This window comes from Paenibacillus sp. LX16, assembly GCF_036252815.1.
Classification (GTDB): Bacteria; Bacillota; Bacilli; order Paenibacillales; family Paenibacillaceae; genus Paenibacillus; species Paenibacillus polymyxa_B.
This window is the reverse complement of record NZ_CP141152.1, coordinates 5,266,684-5,279,369: the sequence shown is the minus strand read 5'-3', so window position 1 is coordinate 5,279,369 and position 12,686 is coordinate 5,266,684. Positions and strand designations below refer to the sequence as shown.

The 12,686-nt window shown below is 38.1% G+C and carries 12 protein-coding genes; all 12 read left to right on the top strand.

Annotated elements, in window-relative coordinates; all coding sequences use genetic code 11:
- Positions 1–16: 16 nt before the first annotated feature.
- The 12 genes from neuB (at position 17) to T3H97_RS23570 (ending at position 12,609) form a co-directional block, all read left to right on the top strand.
- On the top strand, positions 17–1,045 hold the full coding sequence (gene neuB, locus T3H97_RS23625) for an N-acetylneuraminate synthase (protein ID WP_328801032.1): 1,029 nt from the start codon (positions 17–19) through the stop codon (positions 1,043–1,045).
- Positions 1,042–2,184 carry a UDP-N-acetylglucosamine 2-epimerase gene (gene neuC / locus T3H97_RS23620; RefSeq protein WP_328801031.1) on the top strand — a complete coding sequence of 381 codons (1,143 nt, stop codon included), beginning with the start codon at positions 1,042–1,044 and terminating at the stop codon, positions 2,182–2,184. The genes neuB and neuC overlap by 4 nt, the downstream gene beginning before the upstream one ends.
- 12 nt (positions 2,185–2,196) lie before the next feature.
- Positions 2,197–2,823, top strand: a complete 627-nt coding sequence (locus T3H97_RS23615) for an acetyltransferase (RefSeq protein ID WP_068938889.1) — start codon at positions 2,197–2,199, stop codon at positions 2,821–2,823.
- Positions 2,824–2,842: 19 nt separating this feature from the next.
- Entirely contained in the window at positions 2,843–3,988 is a 1,146-nt protein-coding gene (locus T3H97_RS23610; protein ID WP_328801030.1) for an aminotransferase class I/II-fold pyridoxal phosphate-dependent enzyme, read from the top strand.
- Positions 3,989–4,088: 100 nt separating this feature from the next.
- Positions 4,089–4,934 (top strand): TylF/MycF/NovP-related O-methyltransferase, encoded by an 846-nt coding sequence (locus T3H97_RS23605; protein ID WP_053326232.1) that lies wholly within the window; start codon positions 4,089–4,091, stop codon positions 4,932–4,934.
- Between the two features lie 31 nt (positions 4,935–4,965).
- Positions 4,966–6,633 carry an HAD-IIIC family phosphatase gene (locus tag T3H97_RS23600; RefSeq protein ID WP_028542140.1) on the top strand — a complete coding sequence of 556 codons (1,668 nt, stop codon included), beginning with the start codon at positions 4,966–4,968 and terminating at the stop codon, positions 6,631–6,633.
- The gene (locus T3H97_RS23595) at positions 6,630–6,863 is read left to right on the top strand and encodes a phosphopantetheine-binding protein (RefSeq protein WP_328801029.1); all 234 of its coding nucleotides are present in this window, start codon (positions 6,630–6,632) and stop codon (positions 6,861–6,863) included. Before T3H97_RS23600 ends, T3H97_RS23595 begins: the two co-directional genes overlap by 4 nt.
- A 57-nt stretch (positions 6,864–6,920) precedes the next feature.
- Positions 6,921–8,063, top strand: a complete 1,143-nt coding sequence (locus tag T3H97_RS23590) for a GNAT family N-acetyltransferase (RefSeq protein ID WP_028542138.1) — start codon at positions 6,921–6,923, stop codon at positions 8,061–8,063.
- 2 nt (positions 8,064–8,065) lie between these two features.
- Positions 8,066–8,965, top strand: a complete 900-nt coding sequence (locus T3H97_RS23585) for a polysaccharide deacetylase family protein (RefSeq protein WP_069080792.1) — start codon at positions 8,066–8,068, stop codon at positions 8,963–8,965.
- Positions 8,966–9,139: 174 nt separating this feature from the next.
- Positions 9,140–10,690, top strand: coding sequence for a glycosyltransferase (locus T3H97_RS23580; protein WP_328801028.1), 1,551 nt, complete (start codon positions 9,140–9,142; stop codon positions 10,688–10,690).
- A gap of 45 nt (positions 10,691–10,735) precedes the next feature.
- Positions 10,736–11,890 carry a dTDP-4-amino-4,6-dideoxygalactose transaminase gene (gene rffA / locus T3H97_RS23575; RefSeq protein WP_328801027.1) on the top strand — a complete coding sequence of 385 codons (1,155 nt, stop codon included), beginning with the start codon at positions 10,736–10,738 and terminating at the stop codon, positions 11,888–11,890.
- Entirely contained in the window at positions 11,884–12,609 is a 726-nt protein-coding gene (locus T3H97_RS23570) for a GNAT family N-acetyltransferase (RefSeq protein ID WP_328801026.1), read from the top strand. The genes rffA and T3H97_RS23570 overlap by 7 nt, the downstream gene beginning before the upstream one ends.
- Positions 12,610–12,686: the final 77 nt, after the last annotated feature.

The following is a 12,686-nucleotide window of genomic DNA, read 5'->3' as shown; positions in this document are numbered from 1 at the left end:
GAGGGAGGAATATAACATGCAAAACCTCTTATCAAATAATGAAAACCACCCTATCTATATTATCGCGGAGGTAGGAGTCAATCATAACGGATCATTGGAGCTTGCATTCGAGTGTATTGATCAAGCGATTTTATGCGGTGCCGATGCGGTGAAATTCCAAACCTTTAAAAGCGAAAAGCTGGTAACCAAGTATGCCCAGAAGGCTAATTATCAGACGGAAAATACCAATTCAGCTGAAAGCCAACTAGATATGCTAAAACAGTTGGAATTGAGCTTTGAGGATTTTGTTCTTTTGAAAAGGTACTGTGAGGATAAAGGGATAGATTTCCTTTCCACACCCTTTGATGAAGAAAGTGCTGAGTTTCTGAATTCAATTCATATCGACGCATTCAAGGTAGGATCAGGAGATATGAACAATATCCCCTTTCTTCAGAAGCTTGATAGTTATGGGCGTCCGATTATTCTATCCACTGGGATGTCCAATCTCGATGAAATTAGAGAATCGTTAGAAGTAGTCAAAAAAAGTGATGTTCTATTGCTACATTGTACTTCCGACTATCCAGCACCATTGGAAGATGTAAACCTGCTGGCCATGAAGACTATTTCTACAGCTTTTGATAAAGTCACAGGATATTCTGATCATACGGCGGGCATCGAGATCGCTATAGCAGCTTCAGCATTAGGAGCGAGAATTATTGAAAAGCATTTTACATTGGATCGAAATCTTCCAGGTCCTGACCATAAGGCTTCACTGGAGCCTGCTGATTTCTCGAAAATGGTTCTTGCGATTCGAAATGTGGAGCAGGCTCTAGGGGATGGGGTTAAAAGGTGTATGCCTTCCGAGGAAAGCACCAGAGCCGTTGCAAGAAAAAGTATTGTGATGGCAACATCCAAAAAGGCTGGCCAGCAATTAACTCAAGAAGATCTGCTCATCAAGCGCCCAGGCACTGGAATAGAGCCTAAATATTTTGATGACTTGGTTGGTAAGCAGCTTTTAAAGGATGTACATGAAGATAGTTTGTTATCATGGGATGATGTGCAATGAAGAAAAAAGTATTGGTGATTACCGGAACACGAGCTGATTATGGGATATATTACCCGGTTTTGCGGGCTCTTGAGGAAGAACATGCTCTGGAGCTCCACCTGTTGGTTACAGGCATGCATTTATCTCCACAGCATGGGTATACATTGGACGCTATCCAAAAGGACGGATTTCGTGTATCTGCTAAGGTAGACTGTCTGCTGCAAGGATCTACTCATGCTAATATGTCTCGCTCTATTGGAATAGCAATCATGGGCATGACACAAGCCGTAGAAGCTTTGGAACCAGATTTCGTTGTTGTATTAGGAGATCGGGGAGAAATGCTTGCAGCTGCGATTGTATCTTCTCACATGAACATTCCGCTTGTTCATTTGCATGGTGGAGAAGTATCCGGCACGATTGATGAGTCTGTTCGGCATGCGATTAGTAAGTTGGCCCACATCCACTTTGTGGCTACAAATGGAAGCAGAGAGCGTCTAATCAGGCTTGGCGAAGAACCTTGGAGAATTCATGTAGTCGGTGCTCCGAGAATTGAAACGATGATGAACACTTCCCTGCCTGAGCTAGAGAGGACGAAACGTAAATACGATCTAAATATAGATAACGATTATGTGCTGTTTGCTTATCATCCTGTCACCACGGAAGAAGGGGATATGCACATCCTTGGTAAGATGATGGAAGTTCTCTTGGCTGGGGAGAATGAGGTAATTTGTGTGATGCCCAATTCGGATGCTGGAGCTGATGCGATCGTTGATGTATATAATCGTTTTTCTACAAGAAAAGGGATGCACCTTGTAACTAGTTTTGAGCAACTTGATTATCTGACGATGTTGAAAAACGCAAAAATATTAATTGGAAATTCTTCATCGGGGATTATTGAGGCTGCCTCCTTTCATGTTCCAGTCATTAATATCGGAACTCGCCAGACAGGCAGAGAACGTTCTGTGAACACAATAGATATTGCAGCTGACGAGCTCGAATTGACTTCTGCAATGGAGTACGCAATGTCTGAACCTTTCCAACAAATTGTTAAAGCAGCCGACAATATTTACAGTAGAGATAACACAAGCTCTCGCATCGTAGATATATTGAACCGAACATCCAAGTCAGAGCAGCTTATACAAAAGACAATTACCTATTAAGGAGGATCGGCCTTGAGCTATATTGTTTTTGGAGCAGGAGGACATGCCAAGGTTATTGTGGATATTTTACGGTCCTGTGGTGAAGAAATCATTGGTATTCTGGATGACCATAGTAAAGAAGAAGCATGGAACGGATTGCCGATCTTGGGGGGCCGTAATCAGATTGCTCAACTATTATCTCTGTATCCAGAGGCGCTGTTCGTTGTGGCAATCGGAGATAATACAACCAGAAGGAAGATTGTAAGTCAATTAAAGGTTGCTTCAGTCAAATTTGGTACTGCTGTTCATCCAAGCGCTGTAGTCGCACCCAGCGCATTCATTGGGGAGGGGACGGTTGTCATGCCTAATGCTGTAATTAACGCTGATGCGTATGTTGGAGAGCATGTCATTGTTAATACGGCGGCTACTATAGATCATGATTGCCGAATAGAAGACTTCGTGCATATTTCCCCAGGTGTACATATGGCAGGTGGAGTTCAGATCGGGTGCTGTGCTCATATCGGAATAGGTGCAAGTCTTATACCTGGTGTTCGTGTAGGGTGCGATACCATCGTTGGTGCTGCTTCTTGTGTCATCCGCGATTTGCCAGAGAACGTCATAGCTGTGGGTTGTCCGGCCAAAGTAATAAAAAACCTATAAGGATAAGGGATGAAACAAAATGTCCAATCGAGATAGAATTTATTTATCTTCACCGCATATGGGCGGGCTTGAACAGCAATATATCGCAGAGGCCTTTGAAACGAATTGGATTGCTCCACTAGGTAAAAATGTAGACGCTTTTGAATCAGAGGTGGCAAATTACTTAGGATGTGGAGGCGCAGTTGCCCTAAGTTCTGGAACAGCAGCAATTCACTTGTCTTTGATATTGCTTGGTGTGGAGAAGGATGATATTGTTTTTTGTTCTTCTCTTACCTTTGTTGCCAGTGCTAATCCGATCTTATATCAAGGTGCAATTCCTGTCTTTATCGATTCGGAACCAGACAGCTGGAATATGTCCCCTGAGGCACTAGAGCGAGCATTCAAGACTTATGCAGATAAGGGAAAGAAACCTAAAGCTGTAGTTATAGTCAATTTGTATGGGCAGAGTGCAGACTACGATCGGTTGAAAAAAATATGTGATTATTACGAGGTGCCAATTGTAGAAGATGCTGCGGAATCACTCGGAGCAACTTACGGCAAGCAAATGACTGGAACGCTTGGGAAATTCGGCATTCTTTCATTTAATGGAAATAAAATTATTACTACTTCAGGTGGGGGCATGCTGGTTTCAGATGATTTAGAAGCACTAAGTAGAGCGCGACATTACGCAACTCAGGCGAGGGAAAAGGCGATACATTATCAGCATGAGGATGTAGGCTTCAATTATCGTCTCAGTAATGTCCTAGCTGGTATAGGGAGAGGGCAGCTTCGTGTGTTGGACGAACGCATTCAACAGAAACGAGAAATTTTTGAAAAGTATAGCTATGAGCTATCAGGAATTGATGGAATACAATTTATTCCGGAAAAGAGTTTTGGTAAGTCTACTCGATGGTTGACAACAATGATAATAGACCCTGAAATTATTGGTACAAGCGTTAGTGATTTAATAGGTTATTTAGGAAAAGATAATATTGAATCTCGACCAGTATGGAAGCCGCTTCATCTGCAACCACTCTTTAAAGATGCCGTGTATTATGCTCATGAAGGTGGCTTGGATATTAGCAAAATATTATTTGAAAAAGGAGTTTGTTTGCCCTCTGGAACAAATATGTCGGTGGATGAGCAGAGTTTTGTTATTAATCAAATGAAGGCCTTTTTTCGATGAATATAATATTGAACTCAATTAGCACAGCTATGTTTTGCATAAAAAGAGCATTTATTCAGTCATTATGTTTATGATGCTTATTTCGGGAGAGGTGTAGAATTTGATTGATAAAGCAAAGGTAGTTATTTTTGGTGCAGGTGACGGAGGACTTCGTGTTCATTATCTATTAAGTGATGAATTCGAGGTTATCGCATTTGCAGACAATGATGGATCTAAACAAGGCTCGAAATTTTTGTCCAAACCGGTCGTTGCTCCTAATGAAATTTGTAAGCTTGTATTCGATTATGTAATTATAGCGAATATTCATGGAGAATCAGTGTACAAACAGCTAACTGAAGAGTTGTCGATTGAAAAGGAAAAAATTATTGACTATTTTATGAGTTTGAAATTTGATACTAGGCTGGCTCTATTACGGCAAATTGCTGATGAAATAAATGAGTGCGGAGTAAAGGGAAGTGTAGCAGAGCTCGGTGTGTTTAAGGGGGAATTTTCTAAGTATATTAACCGGGTTTTTCCTGATCGTCAACTATATTTATTTGATACCTTTAGCGGTTTTGACCAGAAGGATATTGATAACGAAAATAAAGGTGATTTTTCGAACTCGGTTGCAGGAGAATTTTGCAATTCGGATGTGGACTTAGTACTGAATAAAATGATGTATAAAGAAAATTGTATTGTGAAAAAAGGGTATTTTCCAGAATCAGCAAGTGACGTGAATGAAACTTTTGCATTTGTTAGTTTGGATGTTGATTTGTATCAGCCTATTCTCGAAGGATTAAAATTTTTCTATCCTAAGATGTCAGATGGGGGATATATTATAATCCATGACTACAACAGTACTCGATTTCATGGTGTAAAACAGGCGGTTAGAGAGTATTGTAGAGAACATGGTGTTAAGTACACTCCTATAAGTGACTTATGTGGTAGTGTCGCCATTATGAAGTAAGTTGAACCTTGATTTATGGGGGAGAAAATAAATGAGAAAAAATAAACTATTAATCCTCTCTGATTCTAATCTAAATCCGATGGTTCGTTTTCTAGAGGGATCTTATCAAGATTTGACGTTAGAAGTGACAGAAGCTCCTTATAATCAAGTAAATCAGGTTCTTATGAATTCTGATCACTCCGTATGGTCGGAAAAAAAGGATATGTTGCTTTTATGGACAAGTCCTGAGAAAGTAATTCCTTCTTTTAATAAACTGCTGGAGTATAAGGAAATTAATATCGGTGATGTTCTTAATGAAGTCGATCAATTTTGCGAGCTTATTATCAGGGCTGAGGGAAAAGCAAAACATATTTTTGTTGTGTCTTGGTCCCTCCCACCTCATTACCGTTGGATACAATCGATGACATTAAAGCACAATGTAGGATTAAGCAATGTACTTATGCAAATGAATCTACGTCTTTCAGAACGACTACAAGAGCACGAGCATGTTATCATTCTTGATTCTAGCTATTGGTATGCAGCAATCCAGCAAAAAAGCTACGATGCTAAAATGTATGCACTTGGGAAAATTCAGTTCTCTCGCGATTTTTTTCTCTTTGTATCCAATGAGCTAAAATCAATCATTAGTGGTCTATACGGACAAAGTAAAAAGTTAATTATCTGTGATCTGGATAATACACTCTGGGGTGGCGTGATTGGTGACGATGGTATTGACAACATCAAACTGGGGGGGATTGATCCCGTCGGTGAGAGTTTCAAGCTTTTTCAGCAAGAATTGCACAGATTGAGTAACCGAGGTGTCATCCTGGCTATATGCAGTAAAAACAGCGAACCGATAGCACTAGAAATGATAGAACAGCATCCGGAAATGATTCTGAGAAAAAAGGACTTTTCTTCAATTCGAATCAACTGGAACGACAAGGCTGCCAATGTGGTTGAAATTGTAAAGGAGCTCAACCTAGGTCTGCAATCTGTTGTATTTCTAGACGATAATCCATCTGAAAGAGATCGTATCAAGCAGGCTCTTCCAGAAGTATATGTACCTGACCTACCTATTGATGTTACCCAATACCCTGTTTTTATTAGCCAACTGGATTGTTTCGAGACTCCTGCTATAACGTTGGAGGATCGTAAACGAACAGACTGGTTCAAACAGGAGCAAAAGCGAGAGTCGATAAAGTTAAACGTAGAATCATTGGAAGAATGGCTACATTCACTTGAAATTAAGCTGACTCCACATAAATTGAATAAATTATTGCTAACACGTGCTGTCCAGTTAATGAATAAAACGAATCAGTTTAACATGGCAACCCGCAGGTTTACGATTGAAGAGTATTGGTCCTGGAGTGAACTGCCGAATAATCATGCAATCTTATTTGAAGTGGAAGACAAATTTGGAAATGCAGGTTATACAGGACTGATTTCGGTTTCATGTGATGATGAAGGTCAGGCTGAAATCCATGATTTTGTTATGAGTTGTCGTGTCATGGGCAAGGGAATTGAGGAAGCAATGCTTTATTTAGTTACCAAGCATTTTTCCCCCCATAGTATTAAGGGTATGTATATAAAAACAGAAAAGAATAAACCTTTTTATGACTTTATTTCAAAGAAGTATAGGGATGTATCCAAAAACAATGAATTAGATCTAGGAGAGATATTCTTACCTCATCATATCTTACTTAAGGAGTGCTCTTTTTGAATAAATTTGAGTTAGTTCAATTGATAATATCTAAAATTATGAATGTGTCTGTCGAAAAAGTGACATTAGGATCGGTAAAAAGTGACTTTGAAAATTGGGATTCGCTCAATCAATTGAATTTAGTGATGGAACTTGAAGCTAATTTTAATGTGTCTATTCCCATTGATGAAATAGCTAATATAGTTTCAGTGCAAAGCATTTTGCATATTTTGAATAATATTCATAATTGATATTTTCTTCGAAATGTTATGTAGAAAAATATAACGCGTGAAAAGGAGGGAAAGCTATTGGAAATTGTAAAATATAAAGATTCTGATTATGAGTCGCTGGTTGCGTTTATGAGAATTAATTGGTCCCCAGAGCATGCTATCTATAACAAAGAATTGTTTGATTGGCAGTATCGGATTGACGAGAATGGTTTATCGGAAAGTTTACTGCTGATTGACAATGGTTGTATTGAGGGGTTCCTTGGGGTCATTCCTAGTGAGTATAGTTCTAACGGAGAACAATATAAAGGTATCAGTTTCGCCATGTGGATTGTATCAGAGAAGTATAGAAACAGTGGCTTGGGCATTATGCTTATGAAAGAAGCTGAAAAGTATAATTCGGTGTGCGTGACCTTAGGTTGTAATCTTCAAGTGGTACCTATGTATGAACGTATGGGGTATTCGTATTCAGATCATTTGAACCGTTACATCATTCCGCTTGACGCCAACGGTTATGTTAACCTACTAAATGATTCATTCGATCATTCGGTTATTGGACAATGGATATCAGGTGTTGAGGAAAGATTGATACATTCATACAGCCCAATACTCAATATTACGGGTGAGGAGTTAGAGCAATTATACATTAAAAGTATTCAACATCGATTCTCACTTTCGCAGTACCGTAGCGCCTCCTTTTGGGAATGGAGATATATAAATAGTGCGGGCTATAAGTATTTATTTTTCGGTGATTCCACTGCTGAGGGGATTGTAATTGCACGTCTAGATCGAGTATATGCTCCAGAGGGGAGTACCCACGGCACAAAAGTATTAAGGATTATAGAAATCATCCCAGCTAATGCGGAGGTTTGGGAAGGAATAGCAGATCATCGTTTGATTGAGATGGTATCTGGGGTTTTGTCATGGGCTCGTGACCAAGGGTGTGTTGCGGCGGATTTTCAGTTAAGTTCAAATCGTTTAGAGCATGTTCTGGAATCCATCGGTTTTAAAAAACAAAATATAGACTACACGCCAAAGGAATGTGGATTGGCAGGTCTGTTCCAGCCTTTTCGTTATCGTGTTAATCCCATTAATTTTGTATGGAAAATTAAAAAAAATGAAGGTTACTTTCAAAATACGGAAGTGAATGACATATATCTTGTTAAAACTGACGGAGATATGGATCGTCCCAACATTTGGCCACTTCCTAAAGGGTGGAATTGATAATGGGTAATATTGCTGCGATGTACCACTATGTACGTGAGAAGAAAGGATGGGGTGGGATTGTTCCCATGCATCCCCATGACTTTGAAGAACAGCTAGATTTAATTAGCAAGACACATCGAATTATCTCGTTAGACGAGATTGATAAGTCCAACTCGGAACCATGGTGTGTACTAACGTTTGATGATGGTACAAAAGACCAATATACGTTTGCTTTTGACATCTTGAAAAGAAAAGGAATTCCTGCATATTTTACAGTCATGTCTGGTCCACACCTCACAGGTAACGTTCCATTAGTTCATTTGGTACACACGGTGCTCTCCTTCAAATCCGATGAAGAGTTATGGGAATTATTGAGTGGAACATATGATACGAGCGGTGTGGAAGAGGAGAGCCAAATCTATAAGTATGAACAGAAAAAACTCCGCAGATACAATAAATTTATGCTTAATTTTAAATTATCTGTTACGGAAGCAACTATCTTTCTCGAGTCTATTTTTCAGTCCTTGTTTCCCGATAAGCAAAAATTTATAAATGATTTTTATATAAGTACAGAAGAAATAGTTGAAATGAGCCAGGCAGGAATGACTATAGGTGTGCATGCTCATAATCATATTCCTTACAATGGCGATCCACAGGAATTTTATGATATTGAAATCGGTCCTTGTAAAGATTGGATGAAGAGTGTTTTAGGTATAAACCCGATCTGGTATACGCCTGCTTTTGGTGGTGGAGTTAACCAAAAGTTAATGTTGGACAAACTAACTCCAGTTCTAGTGAAGAATGGATTTGTTGGTGCTTTTAGTACAAGAGAAGGAGGGGTTTCTGATAACAGAGAGTTTTGGATGGATAGAATAGACTGTATACGTCTACCTCCTCTAGGGACATCATCGTATTTGTGATCTGTGGGATGTGAATGGGAACGAACTACTGTGTTTGTTCCTTGTGTTTTTTTATCCAAAATTAGATTTGATTTTTGGGGCATGAAAAGGGAGATTAGGAGGATTATTTGGCTTTTCACGCCTAAATTCGGTTTCCTTAACAAACCCTAATGATAGAATGAAAAGAGGTTCCTAATGAGCTATTCTGAGGCAATGCTTGAAATAGAAAAAATACTGTCAAATGATAAATTGTCGAATGTGGAAGTATACAAATTACTGGATCATGAACTAACCAAATTAATTGGAAACTTTGAAAGTATAAATTCAAATAGTCGTCAAGAGATAGTAACTGAAATCGAACAAATGATATCAGATTATAAGAATTGGGGACTATATTTAACGTCATTTTTACTCACCTGTACAAAGGATCAGAAGTTTTTGGATGATATTTTTGAATCTATAGAAAAAGAAGTAAGAATAGATGTGCTTCATTTTGTTTACTGGCAAATTACGAGCTTTCTTTTTACTACTCCTAAATTAAAAACGGAGGAAAACACTAACAGACTGAGAAGGATATATCGAAAATATTTTGAGTATTTTAATAATCAAATTGCAAACGAGGCGAATTGGATTCCTTATGAAGAACGCAACCAAGATCTTGTAGTTGTTGTAGCTGGACAGATGCTTTCTATGTTACATAGCCCAACACAAGTAGCGCTAGATCATTGCAAAGCTTTATATAATCTCAAAAAAAATATTTTCCTTATCAATACCGCAGACATGCCAAGATCTATAACCACGCCTTATTTCGGAGCTGTCCTATCTAACTATGTTGAGGGGTACAATCAAACTGAAAAGCTAGTGTATGAAGATTTAAGTATTCCATTCTTTCAATGTAAAAAGGAAATGCCAAATGGTGCCCAGATATCAGAGCTAATCCAAATGATATTACATTTAAAGCCGCTTTTTGTTTTATCTGTCTCAGGCTCAAATGTAAGCTCCGACCTATTTTCTAATTTTGTGCCTGTTATCACTCTGCCATTAGCTTATGATCTCCCCATCTCAGAGAGCACATTTTCTATTTTGCCCAGAAAAATAAACACAGCAGATTTGAACACCCTAGAAGAATTAAACAGGTCTCGGGAATCTGTTATTGAGAGTGTGTTTACTTATAAATATACGCCTCCACAGACTAAAATGCATAGAGAGTATTGGGGGTTAGGCGAGGACAATTTTGTATTGGCCATAGTAGGTAATCGGCTTGATACGGAGCTAGACGATTCTTTTTTAACAGAGCTGGACGATTTGCTGAAATGTAATGATCATACCCGCATTATGTTTATAGGTGAACTTAAAAATTATAATAAGATAAGGAATCAATATGCTACTCTTGAAAAACAATCTGTCCATGTCGGAGTTCAAAGGGACTTAGCAGCTGTATATGAAGTGTGTGACGCTTATTTGAACACAGTTCGATCTGGAGGTGGTACTTCTGCGGCTATTGCATTAAGGCAAGGGCTACCCGTTTTTACATATGCCTTCGGGGATGTTGCTCACACGGCAGGAGAGTACTATCATATTGACAGTTTTGATGATGTGAATACATTTATAAAAAATTGGGAAAACCCCGTATTTAGGGAACGCGAAAGATCTGTAGCAATAAACAGGGCGAATGAAATTTTTGACAGTGAAAAGGTTATGAGAGAGATTATAGAGACTATGACTAAATCACCACACTTTTATTAAGCTGCATGGGCTTCACCACATAATTTGCTGAAATGAGAGATGATAATGATAAATTTCAATGTACCGGCAATCGTAGGTAAAGAAGGAGAGTATATCAAAGAGTCATTTTCTAGTGGACATCTTTCGGGTGATGGACAATTTACGCGGTTATGTGCAAATTGGTTTGATAGAACTTTTAATGTGAAAAAAACACTAATAACGACTTCTTGCACACATGCTCTGGAGATGGCTGCTATTCTCTTGGATATCCAACAGGGTGATGAAATTATCATGCCATCTTATACATTTGTATCCACTGCTAATGCCTTTGTTTTAAGAGGAGCTAAGATTGTGTTCGTGGATATCCGACCAGATACTATGAATATTGATGAAGATCTTATAGAAGATGCGATCACAGATAAAACAAAAGCAATTGTCCCAGTGCATTATGCTGGAGTAGCTTGTGATATGGATAAAATATTAGATTTGGCGAATAGATACAATTTGGCAGTTGTGGAGGATGCAGCACAAGGGATTCTTAGCGAATATAAAGGAAGGAAACTGGGTACCCTTGGTCACTTAGGATGTATCAGCTTTCACGAAACCAAGAATGTACATTGCGGGGAAGGTGGCGCTTTGTTAGTTAATGATGAAACATTTATGGAAAAGGCTGAAATAATACGTGAGAAAGGGACAAACAGATCTAAATTTTTTAGAGGTCAGGTAGATAAGTATACTTGGGTTGACATAGGTTCTTCCTACCTCCCTAGTGAACTAAACACTGCATTTTTAATGGCACAACTTGAGGCCTCAGAAATGATTACAAAGAATAGATTGGTTAGCTGGAATTTATATTTTAATCTATTACAGCCTTTGAGTGAATTAAATTTAATCGACTTACCATTTATACCTCTTAATAGTACCCATAATGCTCATATGTTTTATATTAAAGTAAGAGATTTAGAAATAAGAACCGAACTATTGAATTTTTTGAAAATACATGAAATCATGGCTGTTTTTCATTATGTGCCGCTTCATAGTTCCGAGGCAGGATTAAAGCATAGTTCATTTATTGGTGAGGATGCCTATACAACTAGAGAGAGCGAACGCTTAATTAGATTACCTCTCTATTTTAATATAAAAGAGTCAGATATAAATAAGATTGTAGATTGTATATACGATTTTTTTCGACAGTATAGTTGGAGGGATTTAGGATGCTAAGGCTTTTGCATTGGGATTCTATTTTTTTTGCTATGAATATGGCGGAAGTTTCTACTACTTCCCCAGTTACGAGCTCATATTTTCAACATGTGATAGAAAAGAATCAATTAGATTTTATACAAGCACTTTGTAAAATTGATGATATAACGACTATTCATTTTCTCGAAAATGAAAATTTCCACTTAGCGGATACTAAAGTAACATTTGAGACTAGAATAGATACTAATGCACAGAATAAAAGTTCTCTTGTATTAGCAACGGAGCATGACTTTCCTGTTTTACAAAATATGATGACTGGATTATTTAAGAATAGTAGATATTCTTGTTATCCACATATTTTTAATATTGAAAAAGTGGATGAGTTATATAAACTATGGGTGAAAAAGTCTATTACTGGTGCGTTCGATGATTATTGTCTTGTCATTAAATTAAATGGAGAAATTATTGGATTTGTGACAATTAAAGAAAATCTAATAAATAGAAAGGCAAGAATCGGTCTTTTAGGAATTGATCTGAAACATCAAAGCAATGGAATGGGCACGAAGTTGCTAACAGAATTAAAGGTGTTTCTTGAAAGCAGGCCGATTGAACAACTAGTAGTTTCAACACAAGGTCGAAATTACAATGCATTGAATTTATATATAAAGTGTGGTTACAGAATTCAAAAAATGGAAAGTTGGTATTATTGGACGAGGGATTCGAAAGAAGAGGTGCAATGAACCTTCCTAGCTTCCCCCGCCGACAGTGCTCTCTTTGTATGTTGATGGTGCTGATCAATACTCGTTCATAGATTCAA